Genomic DNA, 16,172 nt, shown 5'->3' on the forward strand with positions numbered 1-16,172 from the left:
AGTTGGTAGAGCGCAACCTTGCCAAGGTTGAGGTCACGAGTTCGAACCTCGTGTGTCGCTCCACTTTCTTTCTGAAATGTGGAATAAGCCCTCATTGTGCTTAACAATGACATTGCGACACTAGCTCAGTTGGTAGAGCGCAACCTTGCCAAGGTTGAGGTCACGAGTTCGAACCTCGTGTGTCGCTCCACTTTCTTTTTGAAATGTGGAATAAGCCCTCATTGTGCTTAACAGTGACATTGCGACACTAGCTCAGTTGGTAGAGCGCAACCTTGCCAAGGTTGAGGTCACGAGTTCGAACCTCGTGTGTCGCTCCAGTTTCTATTATCGTATTAATCGATAATATACGGACGCGGGATGGAGCAGCTTGGTAGCTCGTCGGGCTCATAACCCGAAGGTCGTCGGTTCAAATCCGGCTCCCGCAACCAATTTTCAAGCGATAGTTTTAGTCACTAACTCAAACCATCGATGAATGTAACTCTATTTGCAATAGAGGTTACATCCAGCCACATCGCTCTTTTCATAATGCTGAGAAGCATCAATCCCTGAAAAATAAAACTCTAATCCGCATCGAATGATGTCGGACGATTTCGTTTGTGTTTTAAACATGAGACGAGACGGCTGACCAATGAATATTCTGGTGTTCGGGGCGTTTTCACATCTTTAATTAACAGAGTTATCCACATATATCGTTCTGTGGATAAGTTGGTTGATAAAGTGTTTTCTGCTTGGGGTTTAAAGGTTGTAAAGAAAGATCTTTTCCAAATCTGACAGCGGCTAAACTTTTTATTAAACGCTTAAGTTGTTGTTATATATGGTAAAAGGTGCTTTTATTGCGGATCGGGTGCGTTAAATTTGGATCATTACTTTGTGTTTTTTTGATCCTAATCATTTCTTTAGGTTGTGTTTAACTTTTTTCTATAACCTATTTTCTCTCAATACTCTTATTTTTTTCCACATTACAGAATTGAGAACAAGGTCATGAATTGATCGGGCAAAAAATGTTTTCAATCTCTTGCATATGAGCTACGCATTTATGCGTCTCTTGGTAGGCCTTTTTCGACAATCCGGATTAACCGCTTTTTCTTCGTTTCTACCGAGTCGGACTCATTGGTCGGAAGCTGATTAATTTGTTGCGTCAATGCCCATTCGATATGTTCATCAAGCAATTCACTTTCGCCACGTCTGTTTTCCAGTGCTTCAATGATTTGTTGACTATATTCTGCATTGCCAAGTGCGACAGAAATATTACGCAGCCATTGAACATGACCAATTCGACGAATCGCCGATCCCTCCATTTGTTTAAGGAAGGTCGCTTCATCCCAATGAAACATTGTCAGTAAATCAGGCTCTTCAAAGCTATCTCGGCGATGAAAGTCTTCTTGTTCCGTTAGTTCTGCGTATCGATTCCAAGGGCAGACTAATTGGCAGTCATCGCAACCATAAATGCGGTTGCCTATTGGCTTACGGAACTCTTCAGGAATCACACCATCAAATTCGATGGTGAGATAAGAGATACAGCGACGCGCATCCACCACCTTATCCTCAACGATTGCTTGAGTCGGGCAGGAAGTAATGCATGCTTTACATTTGTCACATTGATCGACGCTTGGTTCATCTACTGGCAATGGCAGGTCAATCAGCAATTCGCCAAGAAAGAACCAAGATCCACAGTCTTTATCTAAGATAAGTGAATGTTTGCCTGTCCAGCCTAGCCCCGCTTTCTGAGCAAGAGGTCTTTCTAAGATAGGAGCAGAATCGACAAATGGACGGTAGCCATACTGTCCTACTTTTTGCTCGATAAGCTTGCCAAGCTTATTCAGTTGCTTTCTTACTAGCTTGTGATAATCGCGTCCAAGCGCATAACGACTAATGTATGCGTGATTCTTGTTAGCTAAGTTGGAGGCGAAGTGGGCTTCCGGAGGTAGGTAGTTCATGCGTACGCTTATTACGCGTACGGTTCCCGGCAAAAGTTCATCTGGTCTTGCGCGCATCATGCCATGACGAGCCATCCAATCCATTGAACCGTGATAGCCAGCATCAAGCCATTTTTGCAGAGCCGCCTCATGTTCACTAAGATCAACATCGCAGATACCGACTTTCTGAAAGCCGAGCTCTTTACCCCAAATTTTGATTTGTTGAGCGAGTTGTTCGAAGTTCATGTTTTATCACCGAGATAAAGGGGGGCGGATCTTACCGGATCTTACTCATTGGTGCTACCAGAAAGTCTAGACATAAAGTCGAGAAATAGATTTTGAAACAAAGTCATCGACTGTTGACTTTGATGTGACCAAATCTGTTTATGCATTCAATAGAATCAGGGAATTAGGATTTGTCTTTTTGACTACTTTTTTCGCATATATGACATTTGAGAGCTTGTCTCTCAAAACCAACACAGTTTACTATTCCTGTTCTTTTGATTTTTATATAGTCAACGATCATTAGTTAGAGATACATCAATGAGCACGAAACAATTTAATCTTAAAGATGAGCATGAAACGGTAGCACTTGGTACCGCATTGGCTCAGCTTTGTTCTCAACAAACCACTATTTATCTACACGGGGATCTGGGTGCGGGTAAAACAACATTTAGTCGTGGTTTTGTCCGTGCTCTTGGTCATCAAGGCAATGTAAAAAGTCCAACCTATACTTTGGTTGAACCTTATCAGTTGGATAAGTGGCAAGTTTATCACTTTGACCTTTATCGTCTTGCGGATCCTGAAGAACTTGAGTTCATGGGGATTCGCGATTATTTCACTGATGATGCGATTTGCTTAGTTGAATGGCCAGAAAAAGGGCAAGGATTGCTGCCACAGCCAGATCTTGATGTGGACATTCGTTACCAAGGCGAGCAGCGTGTAGCCGAATTAACGGCGAATAATGAATATGGTGTGCAGTTACTCAGTCAATTGGAGCTATGTTGAGTCTTTCAAAATTTAGAGCGGTGGCAGCGTTAGTTGCCACTCTTCTCCTTATCATCCCCAATTTAGCGTTTGCTAACGTTGTTAAAAGTTTCCGAGTATGGCCTTCACCTGATGAGACTCGTGTCGTCATCGATTTAAGCGCGGAAGCTGACTATTCCTATTTCTCTCTATCTGGGCCGGATCGCCTTGTTGTGGATCTCAAAAACACATCAATGCAAGCGAAGTTGCCTGTCACTGTGACGGATAGTCCAGTGTTGAAGCGAGTGCGCAAAAGCTCTCCGCCTAATAAAAACACTTACCGTTTGGTGTTTGAGTTGAAAAAAGGTGTTAAAGCCGAGTTGTTTACGCTCAGCCCGACGCCGGGTGGTCAATATGGTCATCGTCTCGTCATTGACCTGCCACATGGCAAAAAGACAGCGACACCAGCGGCTAAGCCAAATAAGCCAACAACGACCAACAAAGACATGAGCACGGTACAGCGCGCTCAAGAAATTTTGATTGTGATCGACCCTGGTCATGGCGGTGAAGATCCTGGCTCTATTGGCCCATCTCGTCGTAAATACGAAAAAGACGCGGTACTGAGTATTTCTCGTAAACTGTCGGCGCAACTCAATGCCGTTCCGGGTATCAAAACTCGCATGACGCGTACCGGAGATTACTTCGTTAACTTGAACCGTCGTGTTGCGATTGCACGTGAAAATGATGCTCATCTGTTGATATCAATTCACGCGGATGCCTTTACTTCACCAAAACCACGCGGTGGCTCTGTCTTCGTTTTGAATACACGCCGAGCAAACACAGAAATTTCTCGTTGGGTTGAAAACCACGAGAAACAGTCTGAGATCCTAGGTGGCTCTGGTACTGCGTTTGTCAGTAACACCAATGACCGCAATGTTAACCAGACCTTGTTAGACCTTCAGTTCAGCCATTCTCAGAAAGAAGGTTACAAGTTGGCGACGAGTATTTTGGGGGAAATGGGCAAAGTCGCTCGTTTGCATAACTCAAAACCAATCAATACCAGTCTTGCGGTTTTACGCTCTCCACAGATCCCTTCAGTACTGGTTGAAACCGGCTTTATCTCGAACCCAACGGAAGAGAAGTTATTGTTCCAACGTGCTCACCAAGACAAGTTAGCGCGTGCGATCACTAGAGCCGTTGTTCAGTACTTAAAAGATAATCCACCAGAAGGTACGGTGTTCTCTTCTTCATCGAAGTCTGCTGTTCACACGGTAAAACGAGGTGAGTCTTTATCTGTGATTGCGCAAAAATACGGAACGTCGACCAAAGCCATCATGAGTGCGAATAAACTTAAATCTAGTGGTTTGGCGGTCGGTCAGAAGTTGAAGATTCCGGGCTCTGGTGCGGTTTCTATCTCGATTCCAAATAAACCTAATACGGTGGAAACTGAGACAATCACACACACGGTTAAATCAGGTGAGTTCCTCGGTAAGATCGCCAGTCATTACAAAGTGAAGATTGCCGATATTCGTCGTGAAAATAATCTGAAATCAGACACGGTTTGGGTCGGTCAGAAGCTGAAGATCACTGTCGCAGTGAAAGACAAGCCAATCCGCAAGCACAAAGTTGCTCGTGGTGAATACCTAGGTAAGATTGCATCGAAGTATGGCGTTAGCGTCTCAAGCATTCGTAAAGCAAACAACCTGCGTTCTGACGAGCTTGCCGTAGGACAGGTACTGATCATTCCAAACAAATAAGTGAGCTTATAACTCATCATGACCATTAAGATTTTGCCAGCTCGGTTGGCAAACCAAATCGCGGCAGGAGAAGTGGTTGAAAGACCCGCTTCTGTCGTGAAAGAACTGGTAGAAAACAGTCTCGACTCTGGCGCGACTCGAATCGATATCGATATCGAAAAAGGTGGCGCCAAGCTAATTCGCGTGCGCGATAACGGCAAAGGGATTGTTAAAGATGAGTTAGGTCTGGCGCTCAGTCGTCATGCCACCTCTAAGATCCACACATTGGACGATCTTGAAGCCATCATGAGTCTGGGTTTCCGTGGTGAGGCGTTAGCGAGTATCAGCTCGGTCTCGCGCCTTACCATGACTTCTCGCCCAGCAGCACAAGAACAAGCGTGGAGTGCTTACTCTGAAGGTCGAGATATGCAAGTTAAGCTCCAACCGACTGCACATCCGATAGGCACCTCGGTTGAAGTATTAGACCTATTTTTCAATACGCCGGCACGTCGCAAATTCCTTAGAACTGAAAAGACGGAATTCGCACACATTGATGAGCTTTTGAAGCGTATCGCACTGAGCCGCTTTGACGTTACCATCAACGTACGCCACAACGGCAAAATGATCCGTCAATACCGCGCGGCAAAGAACCAACAGCAAACTGAAAAGCGTATTGCGGCGGTATGTGGTAACGCCTTTGTGCGTAATATGCTGCGTATTGAACTGGAGCATCAAGGGTTGAAGCTTCACGGCTGGATCACGACGCCGGAGGGAGCAAGACAGCAAAGCGATTTGCAGTACTGTTATGTGAATGGACGAATGATGCGTGACAAGTTGATCAATCATGCGATTCGCCAAAGCTATGAAACCAGCCTTAAGCCAGATCAGTTTGCTGCGTATGTGTTGTTTATTGAACTGGACCCGCATCAAGTGGATGTTAACGTGCATCCAGCCAAGCATGAAGTGCGTTTCCATCAAGCCCGCTTAGTGCATGACTTTATCTATCAAGCTTTGGCAGATGCGCTTGCGCAAAGCTCGGTGATTGATAAACCTCACGTCAACGAATCCGCGTTCCACCATGCCGACCCTGTTGAATTTTTTGAGGCAAGCACGGAAAATCAAGAACCAGTCAGTGCACCAGAGCCTGTGAATTCTCCTGTGCCAGAGCATGTCTATCAAGCGATTGATAACACTCCAGCTTATCCGGGGCGTTCAGACTATGAAGCGAAACCTCGCGATAGGGCACCAAGTGATTCTTCTGTGCGAGAAGCACGTCCGGCGGATTCTTTCAGACGAACAGATTGGGTTGAATCAAAACCTGCACCTAAACCAAGTTCTAACAGAGAGCAACGTCATGCAGAGCCTGCGCCAAGTAAACAAGAAGTGCGTGCTTATCATGAATTGCTTCAAACGCCAGACTTTGAGCCTCAAACTGAAACGATCGGAGAGGCGGTAAGCGTATCAACAGAGACAGAACTCTCTCCCGTTACGGCACTTAGCAAAGCTTTAGCCGTGGTGGACGAACAGTATGTGTTGATGAGCAGCGACAGTGGCGCAGCTTTGGTCGCGTTGCCAAGAGCGGAGTTTTATCGGACCAAAGGTCAGCTCACACCAAGTGACGGAGCGTTAAAAGCTCAACCGTTACTGGTACCATTATCGATCAAGTTGGAATCGAGCTTGGTTCAATTAGCACAAGATTATCAGCAAGATTTTGCTCAGCTTGGTATCCAGCTAAAATCACGAAATGATAAAGCGTTGATGGTCATGGGAGTACCGGCCCCGTTGCGCCAACAAAACTTACAAAATCTGATACCAGATCTGTTATCTTACGCGCAAACTCGCTTGACGGGAGAGATGGCAACGGCGTCGCTGTTATCTGAGCTGATTGATTGGCTTGCGTTGCAAGTCACAACGGTTAAGAGCCACTATACTCTCTCTGAAGCCATTCAAATTATTGCGGAACTTGAACAGCTAAGACATGGTCAATTGCCATTGGAAGACACCCATTTTGTGTCTGCTGTTGATTTCTCTGCCTCGATTGCCAAATTAAAGCCATGACAGACAAACTACCTTTGGCCCTCTTTTTGATGGGACCAACTGCATCAGGTAAAACAGAGCTCGCCATTCGCCTACGCCAAAAATATCCGGTTGAGATCATTAGCGTCGATTCCGCATTGATCTACAAGGGCATGAATATTGGTACGGCTAAACCTGATGAACGCGAACTGAGCCTAGCACCGCATCGTCTTATTGATATCTTAGATCCTAGTGAATCTTACTCAGCGGCAGACTTTCGTCGTGATGCCCTACAAGCAATGGATGACATTGTTGCAGAAGGGAAAATTCCGCTCTTAGTCGGCGGTACCATGCTGTATTACAAAGCATTACTTGATGGCCTATCACCTCTTCCTGCTGCAAATCCTGAAATTCGTCAGCAAATTGAGCAAGAAGCATTGACTAAAGGTTGGTCAGTGTTGCACGATGAGCTGAAAGAGATTGATCCTGTATCAGCTGCGAGAATCCATCCAAACGATCCTCAGCGTTTATCGAGGGCGTTGGAAGTTTTCCGCATTTCAGGTAAAACTCTTACTGAGTTGACTCAAACTAAAGGTGATAGCTTACCTTATCGAGTCAAACAGTTTGCAATAGCTCCCATGGACAGGGCAGAACTTCACCGTCGAATTGAGCTGCGCTTCGAGAAGATGATGGAAGCAGGTTTTGAAGAAGAAATGAAAGCGTTGTATGCGCGTGACGATCTTCACCCTGATCTTCCATCAATACGTTGTGTTGGTTACAGACAGATGTGGGAGTATTTAGACGGGGAGTGCACTCGTGATGAAGCTGTTTTTCGTGGCGTATGTGCAACTCGTCAATTGGCCAAGCGTCAAATCACCTGGTTACGCAGCTGGAATGATTTAACTTGGTTGGATAGCGACAACATTGAACAAGCACTCGAAACCATGTCAGAAGCAATAGCATCTGATTGAGATAGCTGTGTATAATGTGATCGTTTTTGCGTGATCGCACTCTCAAAGGATCTGTTATTGGCGGTTTTTATACTATGCTGCTAATTACTTAGGGTGCATTTTGATTCGTTTAGCTCAGATGCAAAAAGCAGTACCTTTTGCATTGCACCACTAGCTAAATAATTACAACTACAAATTAAATAAGGAAAATAAAATGGCTAAGGGGCAATCTCTACAAGACCCATTCCTAAATGCGCTACGTCGTGAGCGTATCCCGGTATCTATCTACCTTGTGAACGGTATTAAACTACAAGGTCAGATCGAATCTTTCGATCAATTCGTGATCCTGCTGAAAAACACTGTAAATCAAATGGTGTACAAGCACGCAATCTCTACCGTTGTTCCGGCTCGTCCAGTGAGCCACCACAGTGGTGATCGTCCTCAAGGTGATCGTCCACAAGAGAAATCTGAAGATTAATTCTTCATTTAGTATTGCTAAAATAAGGAGTTGATTGCTTGTTTGACCGTTATGAATCCGGTGAGCGAGCCGTACTTGTTCATATCAACTTCACGCAAGAAGGTGAATGGGAAGATCTGGCTGAGTTTGAAATGCTGGTTTCTTCCGCTGGGGTAGAGGCACTGCAAGTTGTAACTGGCAGTCGTCAATCCCCACACCCGAAATACTATGTCGGAGAGGGTAAGGCACAAGAAATTGCTACTGCGGTACAATTAACTGGTGCTGAAATTGTGATTTTTAATCACTCCCTCTCTCCTGCCCAAGAACGTAACCTCGAAGCACTGTGCAAATGTCGAGTCCTCGACCGCACTGGTCTCATCCTCGATATCTTTGCTCAACGAGCACGAACACACGAAGGTAAGCTGCAAGTAGAGCTAGCCCAACTTCGTCATATTTCTACTCGTTTGATTCGTGGTTGGACGCACCTTGAAAGGCAGAAAGGCGGCATCGGTCTACGTGGGCCGGGGGAAACTCAGTTAGAGACTGACCGTCGATTATTGCGTGACAGAATTAAAGCTATCCTTCGCCGTCTCGAAAAAGTTGCGAAGCAGCGTGAACAAGGGCGCCGCGCCCGAAATCGAGCAGAAATCCCAACGATTTCTCTTGTGGGTTACACCAACGCGGGTAAGTCGACACTCTTCAACCGCATTACAGAAGCTGGCGTTTACGCGGCAGATCAATTATTTGCTACTCTTGACCCAACTTTACGTAAGATAGAGTTAGACGATGTGGGGCCTGCAATTCTTGCAGATACCGTTGGATTTATCCGACATTTACCACATGATTTGGTTGCTGCCTTCAAAGCAACCTTGCAGGAAACGCAAGAAGCTGACATTTTGTTACATGTTGTTGATGCCAGTGACGAGCGTTTTCGTGAGAATATTCAAGCTGTTCATGAAGTATTAGAAGAGATCGACGCACATGAAGTGCCGACGCTCGTAGTAATGAACAAGATTGACAATCTAGAAGAGCAAAATCCTCGTATTGAACGTGATGAGGAAGGCGTGCCTCGAGCGGTCTGGGTTTCTGCGATGGATGGATTGGGCATTGATCTCCTATTTGATGCGCTGACAGAACGTTTGGCGTCGCAAATGGTTGAGCATCAGTTGCGAATTCCTCCACAGTATCAAGGACGATTCCGTAGTACATTCTTCCAAATGAAGTGTATTCAACGTGAGGAATATGACCAGGAAGGTAACTTGTTGATCGATATTCGAATGCAACAGGTAGATTGGTCTAGACTTGAAAAAAGAGAAGGGGCAGTTTTAGTCGACTTTATAGTCACTTAAAGGACTGCTACAGTATAACGTCATATCAAATGATGGAGCTTTCTAATGGCGTGGAATGAGCCTGGAAATAACAACGGCAACAATGGCCGCGATAATGACCCTTGGGGTAATAATAATCGTGGTGGCCAGCGTCCTGGTGGCCGAGATCAAGGTCCGCCAGATTTAGATGAAGTGTTCAGCAAACTGAGTCAAAAGCTGGGTGGCAAATTTGGTAAAAAAGGCGGCGGCGGTGGTTCACCTATCGGCGGTGGTGGTAGTGCGATTGGCTTTGGTGTCATTGCAGTTATCGCGATTGCAGTATGGTTCTTCGCTGGCTTTTACACCATCGGTGAAGCAGAGCGCGGTGTCGTACTGCGTTTAGGTAAATACGACCGTATCGTAGACCCAGGTCTGAACTGGCGTCCTCGTTTCATTGATGAATACGAAGCGGTTAACGTACAAGCGATTCGTTCACTACGTGCATCAGGTCTAATGCTGACTAAAGATGAAAACGTAGTAACAGTAGCGATGGACGTTCAATACCGTGTTGCTGACCCATACAAATATCTATACCGCGTAACGAATGCTGATGACAGTTTGCGTCAAGCAACCGACTCAGCTCTGCGTGCAGTAATTGGTGACTCACTGATGGATAGCATCCTAACCAGTGGTCGTCAGCAAATCCGTCAAACAACGCAAGAAACACTGAATCAAATCATCGATAGCTACGATATGGGCATCGTGATTGTAGATGTGAACTTCCAGTCTGCACGTCCACCAGAGCAAGTGAAAGATGCGTTCGATGATGCAATTGCGGCACGTGAGGATGAAGAGCGTTTCATCCGTGAAGCAGAAGCTTACAAAAACGAAATCTTGCCGAAGGCAACAGGTCGAGCAGAGCGTTTGAAGAAAGAAGCACAAGGTTACAACGAGCGTGTGACGAACGAAGCGCTTGGTCAAGTGGCTCAGTTTGAAAAACTACTGCCTGAATACCTAGCGGCTCCTGGCGTAACTCGAGATCGTCTGTACATTGACGCAATGGAAGAAGTTTACTCAAGCACATCGAAAGTGCTGATTGACTCTGAATCCAGCGGCAACCTTCTTTACCTTCCAATTGATAAATTGGCAGGCCAAGATGGTCAATCAGACTCTAAACGTAAATCGAAATCGACTTCAACATACGACCACATTCAACTTGAATCTGAGCGTACTCAAGAAGACACTTCGAACACGCAGTCTCGTTCAACGGGTACACGTCAAGGGAGATACTAAGAATGCGTAAGTTAATGATCCCTGTACTGGTAATCGCTCTGGCATTAATGCTGATGTCACTGTTCGTGATTCCTGAAGGTGACCGCGGTATTGTGGTTCGATTTGGTCGTGTCTTAAAAGACAACAACGACATCACTCGTATTTACGAGCCGGGCCTGCACTTCAAAATGCCTTTGTTTGACCGCGTGAAAACACTAGATGCGCGTATCCAAACAATGGATGGCCGTGCTGACCGTTTCGTAACGTCTGAGAAAAAAGACGTAATCATTGATACCTACGTGAAGTGGCGTATCGAAGATTTCGGTCGTTACTACCTAGCAACAGGTGGCGGCAATACGCTGACTGCCGAGGCGCTTCTTGAGCGTAAGGTAACGGACGTACTACGTGCAGAAATCGGTGCTCGTGAAATCAAGCAAATCGTATCTGGTCCACGTAACAACGACGTACTTCCAGAAGACGCAACCAGCGAGGAAGTAAGTACTGAAGCAGCTCGTGAAGCATTGGAAATCGATGGTGAACGTGACCTAATCATGTCTGAAGTGTTGAAAGACACACGCGACAGCGCAATGAAAGATTTGGGTGTTCGCATCGTTGACTTCCGTATGAAGAAGATCAACCTACCAGATGAGATCAGTGAATCAATCTACCGTCGTATGCGTGCAGAACGTGAGTCGGTAGCTCGTAAGCACCGTTCTCAAGGTCGTGAGAAAGCCGAAGTTATCCGTGCACAAGCCGAGCTTGAAGTGGCAACAATTCTTGCAGAAGCAGACAAAACAGCTCGTGTAACACGAGGTGAGGCGGATGCAGAAGCTGCGAAGATCTATGCGAATGCTTACAACAAAGATCCTGAGTTCTTCAGCTTCCTTCGTTCTCTAAAAGCTTACGAGAAATCGTTCAGCTCTAAGAATGACATTCTTGTACTTGATCCGAAGAGTGAGTTCTTCCAGTACATGAATAACGCGAAAGGCGCAAAAGCTGAATAAGCGAATTGCTAAACGACAGAAGGCTCCTATATGGAGCCTTTTTTATATCTGCTGGAAAATAAGCGCTGGCGGCTTAACTCATCATTATCGCGATGACCGCTCCGGCGACGACCAGACAACCACCAATCCGACGCAACTGGTTATCTGGTTGGTCACTCAACTGAGCCACCATGTTACGCCAACCGTTTGGGGCAATCAGTGGTCCAATTCCTTCTACAATCAAAACCAGCCCGATAGCCAGCCAAATAGACTCAGACATTGCGATTCCTTGTGGATTTAAGAAAGGTAAATATTATCAGTGATGTAGTGATTTCGAAATGAACAACATCGGTGATGTTTGCATTCTAGTATCAACTCTGTGAACAAAAATGACTGCAAGAAGGGGGATTCGGTGCTAGAATCCATTTTTAACTAGCAATCAGACTTGGAAAGATGGGAAATAACGTAGTCGTTCTAGGCACCCAATGGGGTGACGAAGGTAAAGGTAAAATTGTAGACCTTTTAACTGAAGATGCAAAATACGTGGTACGCTACCAAGGCGGTCACAATGCAGGTCATACACTTGTAATTGACGGTGAAAAAACCGTTCTTCACTTAATTCCATCAGGTATCCTTCGCGATAACGTAAAATGCGTTATCGGTAACGGTGTAGTGCTATCGCCTGAAGCTCTAATTAAAGAAATGAAACCTCTTGAAGAGCGCGGCATTCCAGTACGCGAGCGTCTTTTCATTTCTGAAGCATGTCCTCTAATTCTTCCTTACCACGTTGCAATGGACCAAGCTCGCGAAATCGCTCGCGGTAAAAAAGCTATTGGTACAACAGGTCGTGGTATCGGTCCAGCATACGAAGATAAAGTTGCTCGTCGCGGTCTACGCGTTGGCGACCTATTCGATATGGAAGCGTTCGCTGAGAAACTAAAAGAAGTAATGGAATTCCATAACTTCCAACTAGAGCATTTCTACAAAGCTGAACCAGTAAGCTATGAAGAAGTACTTGAGCAAGCTAAAGGCTACGCTGAGCTACTAACTTCAATGGTTATCGACGTAACTGACGAACTAGACGCAGCACGTAAGCGCGGCGACAAGATCATGTTCGAAGGTGCGCAAGGTACACTGCTAGATATCGACCACGGTACTTACCCTTACGTAACTTCTTCTAACACGACTGCTGGTGGTGTTGCTGCAGGTTCTGGTTTCGGTCCTCGTCATATCGGTTACATCCTTGGTATCACTAAAGCTTACTGTACTCGTGTTGGCTCTGGTCCATTCCCGACTGAGCTATACGACGGTCTAGACAAGCAAGATCCTGTTGGTAAGCATCTAGGTGAAGTTGGTCATGAGTTCGGTGCAACAACTGGTCGTCTACGCCGTACTGGTTGGTTCGATGCTGTTGCGATGCGTCGCGCAATCCAAATCAACTCTATCTCTGGCTTCTGTCTAACTAAACTAGACGTTCTAGATGGCCTAGAAGAGCTAAAAATCTGTACTGGTTACAAGATGAAAGATGGCTCTATCCTAGAAGTTTCTCCAATGGCAGCTGAGTCATTTGAGCAAGCGACACCAATCTACGAAACAATGCCTGGTTGGTCTGAGAACACATTTGGTGCTAAGTCAATCGACGCGCTACCACAAGCAGCTCTAGACTACATCAAGCGTATTGAAGAGCTAACTGGCGTGCCTGTAGACATCGTTTCAACAGGTCCAGATCGTAACGAAACTATCATCAAGGTTCACCCATTCGAATCTTAATCGATACTCGTTAGAGATTATAAAAGCCGACTTTCGAGTCGGCTTTTTTGTATCTGTAACTTGGCTGCACTGACGGAAAAATAAACTCGATATGGCAAATTGTTGCCGTTAAGCTTAAACAAGAGGCAAAAATTGTCTAAAGCTTAACTGACGTTTGCCGATAAGGTTATCAAGCAGAGGAGATCCTTCACCGATCTTTGATTTCTCAGAATCCTTAAAGAGTACATTTATGAAGTTACGAACAGTGGCTGCTTCACTGTTATTGATGCTGAGTGCAACGTCGGTCAGGGCAGATGTTGCCGATGTGGGGGCACCAGTTCCCATCTATACCGAAGCAGAGTTAATTAAGCTTATTGAACAAAATAAGCATTTAGAACGCGTGCGTGCGGATAACTGCCAGTTGGTGGAAGATATTGTTGCACGTGCCACAAGAATTAATTTACCGTCGTATGAGTTTCTCTACGGCGACATGCTGGCGTGGGGCGTTTGTGTAGAGCAAGATGTTGAACTTGGTCTCTACTATATGGAAAACGCTGCACACCAAGGTTTACCTGCTGCATTAGAGCAGCTTGGGCGCTACTACTCTCGTGGTACCTTAGTTCAACAAGATAAAGAGCGTGCAATCCCATACCTGCGAGAAGCGGCGGCAATGGGGAACCTTAATGCGCGTATTCATCTTGCTGAGTTATTGTTACGTGATTACGGTAGCCCACTGGATTACGAAGATGCTTACCGTTGGTTATACAACTCAGTCACGGCAGATCAGAGAAAACATAAGCGTATTGCGGTGCTAAGAAATGGTTTAGAGCAACGTATGCCGCAAAACATCATTGCGCGAGCCAAGCGTCGCGATACTTTCTGGTAGATGTACTCTTAAAACACCAGTAGCTTCATAACACTCTGCCAATAAAAACAACAAAGCCCACATCATGTGGGCTTTGTTGTTTTTCCCTAAACGTAATCGTTAGCGATTAAACGACTTTGTGTGGACCGAAGCATTCATAGTGGAATTGCTCTTGCGGAACACCAAGTTCAAGCAGTTGTTTCGCTACGTGCTGCATAAAACCAACAGGGCCGCAGAAGTAAACTTGAACGTTGTCTTGTTTCACTGCTGCTTCAATTTCGTGTAGGTTTACAAAGCCGGTGAAATGAAAGTCTTCACCCAACTTATCTTCTGCCGTTGGTTGGTTGTACCAAACCAGCGAGTTCATATTCTCTTTTGCGCCAACAATTTGATTCACATGATGTTTGAATGCGTGTTGTTGGCCGTTTTCTGCTGCGTGTACCCAAGTTACAGGTGCTTTGTGTTCAGCAAGGCTCTCAAGCATTGAAAGTGTTGGCGTTAGACCGACACCAGCGGAAACCAAAACAACGGGTGAACTTGCTTCTACGTCCATAAAGAAGTCACCCGCAGGTGCGGCTAGCTGCACTTTATCGCCGATGTTGAGATCGTCATGCAGGAAATTCGATACCTTGCCGCCGTCTTCACGTTTTACCGAGATACGGTAAGTGTTTTCTTGTACCGCAGAAGATAGGCTGTACTGGCGAATCTCTTGGTTTTCGAACTTATCACTGTTGATGTAGATACCAAGATATTGGCCCGGTTTGTACTCAGAAACCTTTTCACCATCGACCGGTTTGAAGACGAAGCTACAAATGTTCTCGCTTTCAAGTTGTTTACCAACCAGTTCAAACTCACGCAGACCACGCCAGCCACCTTGAAGTGCTGCATTTTCTTGGTAGATTTGTTCTTCACGTTGAATGAACACGTTTGCTAGCACGCCGTAGGCTTCTGCCCATGCGTCAATCACTTCTTGACCAGGAGAAAACAGCTCATCAATGGTAGCCAGTAAGTGCGTACCAACGATTTGGTACTGATCTTTAGTGATCATAAAACTGGTGTGTTTGTGGGCGATTTTTTCTACTGCACCAAGTAGGGCTGGTAGGTTGTCGATATTGCTTGCATAAGCACAGATAGCATTAAATAGAGCTTCACGTTGGTCACCATTACGCTGGTTACTCATGTTGAAAATGTCTTTCAACTCAGGATTATGGGTGAACATGCGGTCATAAAAGTGCGCAGTCAACTTCGGGCCAGTTTCTGCAAGAAGTGGTGCGGTTGCTTTCACGATATCAATGGTTTGGTTGCTGAGCATAATGGCTTCCTATTTAAAGTTGTATTTGTAATGCATGTTTAAAGTTGTATCTCAAATGTATCTTTCGATCAAGAAAAGAATTACACTTTTGCTTCTAGAGAGGATAGCAACATGCAGTTAACTAGCTTTACCGATTACGCGTTAAGAACCCTGATTTACTTGGCTTCTTTGCCCAAAGATGAGCTTACAAATATTACCGAAGTAACTGATTTATTTGGTGTCTCACGTAACCATATGGTGAAGGTGATCAACCGTCTGGGTCAGTTAGGTTATGTACATACGGTGCGTGGTAAAAACGGCGGCATTCGTTTGATGAAGCCGGCAAAAGAAATTACTGTCGGTGGTGTGGTACGCGATCTAGAGCCATTAGATTTGGTAAATTGTGATGTCGAGTTTTGTCACATTACGCCAGCATGTCGTCTAAAAGAGAAGCTAGCAAAAGCGAAATTGGCTTTCTTAGCTGAATTAGACGGTTGCACTATTGATGAACTGCTTCGCGACAACTCAGAGCTGCTGATCCTGCTTACACGTCCTTAGTTTTACGTGTGTCTCTCTCATCCTTTCAAGATCATTCTTTTTTCAAAGCAATTCTGTAGCTTATCAAGAGACTCGGATATACTAGCTCTATACCTTCCTTGCTAGA

At 45.3% G+C, this 16,172-nt stretch carries 14 protein-coding genes and 3 tRNA genes; 14 read left to right on the forward strand and 3 right to left on the reverse strand.

Annotation, left to right across the window (positions count from 1 at the left end; all coding sequences use genetic code 11):
- Nucleotides 1-114 precede the first annotated feature (114 nt).
- The 3 genes from L1076_RS25715 to L1076_RS25725 all read left to right on the forward strand — a co-directional run bounded on the left by L1076_RS25715 (nt 115) and on the right by L1076_RS25725 (nt 428).
- Nucleotides 115-190: transfer RNA gene (locus tag L1076_RS25715), tRNA-Gly, on the forward strand.
- 51 nt (nt 191-241) lie between these two features.
- Nucleotides 242-317, forward strand: a tRNA-Gly gene (locus L1076_RS25720).
- Between the two features lie 34 nt (nt 318-351).
- A tRNA-Met gene (locus L1076_RS25725) sits at nt 352-428 on the forward strand.
- Between the two features lie 606 nt (nt 429-1,034).
- Here the strand turns inward: L1076_RS25725 and queG are convergent.
- Complete coding sequence (queG, locus tag L1076_RS25730; RefSeq protein WP_237304715.1) at nt 1,035-2,162, reverse strand: tRNA epoxyqueuosine(34) reductase QueG; 1,128 nt, start codon at nt 2,160-2,162, stop codon at nt 1,035-1,037.
- A gap of 297 nt (nt 2,163-2,459) precedes the next feature.
- On the opposite strand from queG, the gene tsaE reads away from it, so the two are divergent.
- The 8 genes from tsaE (at nt 2,460) to hflC (ending at nt 11,624) form a co-directional block, all read left to right on the forward strand.
- Nucleotides 2,460-2,924, forward strand: a complete 465-nt coding sequence (gene tsaE, locus L1076_RS25735) for a tRNA (adenosine(37)-N6)-threonylcarbamoyltransferase complex ATPase subunit type 1 TsaE (RefSeq protein WP_038872042.1) — start codon at nt 2,460-2,462, stop codon at nt 2,922-2,924.
- Nucleotides 2,918-4,639: a LysM peptidoglycan-binding domain-containing protein gene (locus tag L1076_RS25740; RefSeq protein ID WP_237304717.1), complete on the forward strand. Its 1,722-nt coding sequence runs from the start codon at nt 2,918-2,920 to the stop codon at nt 4,637-4,639. Before tsaE ends, L1076_RS25740 begins: the two co-directional genes overlap by 7 nt.
- Before the next feature lie 18 nt (nt 4,640-4,657).
- Nucleotides 4,658-6,676 (forward strand): DNA mismatch repair endonuclease MutL, encoded by a 2,019-nt coding sequence (mutL, locus tag L1076_RS25745; RefSeq protein WP_104035656.1) that lies wholly within the window; start codon nt 4,658-4,660, stop codon nt 6,674-6,676.
- Nucleotides 6,673-7,605, forward strand: coding sequence for a tRNA (adenosine(37)-N6)-dimethylallyltransferase MiaA (miaA, locus tag L1076_RS25750; protein ID WP_237304719.1), 933 nt, complete (start codon nt 6,673-6,675; stop codon nt 7,603-7,605). Before mutL ends, miaA begins: the two co-directional genes overlap by 4 nt.
- A gap of 193 nt (nt 7,606-7,798) precedes the next feature.
- The gene (gene hfq, locus L1076_RS25755; RefSeq protein WP_005438329.1) at nt 7,799-8,062 is read left to right on the forward strand and encodes an RNA chaperone Hfq; all 264 of its coding nucleotides are present in this window, start codon (nt 7,799-7,801) and stop codon (nt 8,060-8,062) included.
- Between the two features lie 38 nt (nt 8,063-8,100).
- On the forward strand, nt 8,101-9,390 hold the full coding sequence (gene hflX / locus L1076_RS25760; protein ID WP_038872035.1) for a ribosome rescue GTPase HflX: 1,290 nt from the start codon (nt 8,101-8,103) through the stop codon (nt 9,388-9,390).
- A 45-nt stretch (nt 9,391-9,435) separates the two neighbouring features.
- Nucleotides 9,436-10,641: an FtsH protease activity modulator HflK gene (gene hflK / locus L1076_RS25765; RefSeq protein ID WP_038872033.1), complete on the forward strand. Its 1,206-nt coding sequence runs from the start codon at nt 9,436-9,438 to the stop codon at nt 10,639-10,641.
- 2 nt (nt 10,642-10,643) lie between these two features.
- The gene (hflC, locus tag L1076_RS25770; RefSeq protein WP_038872031.1) at nt 10,644-11,624 is read left to right on the forward strand and encodes a protease modulator HflC; all 981 of its coding nucleotides are present in this window, start codon (nt 10,644-10,646) and stop codon (nt 11,622-11,624) included.
- 73 nt (nt 11,625-11,697) lie between these two features.
- Here the strand turns inward: hflC and L1076_RS25775 are convergent, their stop codons facing one another.
- Nucleotides 11,698-11,883 (reverse strand): DUF2065 domain-containing protein, encoded by a 186-nt coding sequence (locus L1076_RS25775; RefSeq protein WP_038872028.1) that lies wholly within the window; start codon nt 11,881-11,883, stop codon nt 11,698-11,700.
- Between the two features lie 173 nt (nt 11,884-12,056).
- Here L1076_RS25775 and L1076_RS25780 point away from each other — a divergent pair, with 173 nt between their 5' ends.
- Nucleotides 12,057-13,373, forward strand: a complete 1,317-nt coding sequence (locus L1076_RS25780) for an adenylosuccinate synthase (RefSeq protein WP_038877261.1) — start codon at nt 12,057-12,059, stop codon at nt 13,371-13,373.
- Nucleotides 13,374-13,602: 229 nt separating this feature from the next.
- Nucleotides 13,603-14,238 carry a tetratricopeptide repeat protein gene (locus L1076_RS25785; protein ID WP_237304721.1) on the forward strand — a complete coding sequence of 212 codons (636 nt, stop codon included), beginning with the start codon at nt 13,603-13,605 and terminating at the stop codon, nt 14,236-14,238.
- Nucleotides 14,239-14,344: 106 nt separating this feature from the next.
- Here L1076_RS25785 and hmpA read toward each other — a convergent pair whose 3' ends face one another.
- Nucleotides 14,345-15,529, reverse strand: a complete 1,185-nt coding sequence (gene hmpA, locus L1076_RS25790) for an NO-inducible flavohemoprotein (RefSeq protein ID WP_237304723.1) — start codon at nt 15,527-15,529, stop codon at nt 14,345-14,347.
- Between the two features lie 111 nt (nt 15,530-15,640).
- On the opposite strand from hmpA, the gene nsrR reads away from it, so the two are divergent.
- Entirely contained in the window at nt 15,641-16,066 is a 426-nt protein-coding gene (gene nsrR / locus L1076_RS25795) for a nitric oxide-sensing transcriptional repressor NsrR (protein ID WP_038872016.1), read from the forward strand.
- Nucleotides 16,067-16,172 lie beyond the last annotated feature (106 nt).

Source organism: Vibrio sp. MMG023 (assembly GCF_021654215.1).
Classification (GTDB): domain Bacteria; phylum Pseudomonadota; class Gammaproteobacteria; order Enterobacterales; family Vibrionaceae; genus Vibrio; species Vibrio jasicida.

What these genes read in the sequence shown, in the direction of transcription:
- L1076_RS25780 (WP_038877261.1), top strand. Translation starts at nt 12,057, where the DNA reads ATGGGAAATAACGTAGTCGTTCTAGGCACCCAATGGGGTGACGAAGGT.
- mutL (WP_104035656.1), top strand. Translation starts at nt 4,658, where the DNA reads ATGACCATTAAGATTTTGCCAGCTCGGTTGGCAAACCAAATCGCGGCA.
- L1076_RS25775 (WP_038872028.1), bottom strand. Translation starts at nt 11,883, where the DNA reads ATGTCTGAGTCTATTTGGCTGGCTATCGGGCTGGTTTTGATTGTAGAA.
- queG (WP_237304715.1), bottom strand. Translation starts at nt 2,162, where the DNA reads ATGAACTTCGAACAACTCGCTCAACAAATCAAAATTTGGGGTAAAGAG.
- miaA (WP_237304719.1), top strand. Translation starts at nt 6,673, where the DNA reads ATGACAGACAAACTACCTTTGGCCCTCTTTTTGATGGGACCAACTGCA.
- L1076_RS25785 (WP_237304721.1), top strand. Translation starts at nt 13,603, where the DNA reads ATGAAGTTACGAACAGTGGCTGCTTCACTGTTATTGATGCTGAGTGCA.
- tsaE (WP_038872042.1), top strand. Translation starts at nt 2,460, where the DNA reads ATGAGCACGAAACAATTTAATCTTAAAGATGAGCATGAAACGGTAGCA.
- hmpA (WP_237304723.1), bottom strand. Translation starts at nt 15,529, where the DNA reads ATGCTCAGCAACCAAACCATTGATATCGTGAAAGCAACCGCACCACTT.
- L1076_RS25740 (WP_237304717.1), top strand. Translation starts at nt 2,918, where the DNA reads ATGTTGAGTCTTTCAAAATTTAGAGCGGTGGCAGCGTTAGTTGCCACT.
- hfq (WP_005438329.1), top strand. Translation starts at nt 7,799, where the DNA reads ATGGCTAAGGGGCAATCTCTACAAGACCCATTCCTAAATGCGCTACGT.
- hflK (WP_038872033.1), top strand. Translation starts at nt 9,436, where the DNA reads ATGGCGTGGAATGAGCCTGGAAATAACAACGGCAACAATGGCCGCGAT.
- nsrR (WP_038872016.1), top strand. Translation starts at nt 15,641, where the DNA reads ATGCAGTTAACTAGCTTTACCGATTACGCGTTAAGAACCCTGATTTAC.
- hflC (WP_038872031.1), top strand. Translation starts at nt 10,644, where the DNA reads ATGCGTAAGTTAATGATCCCTGTACTGGTAATCGCTCTGGCATTAATG.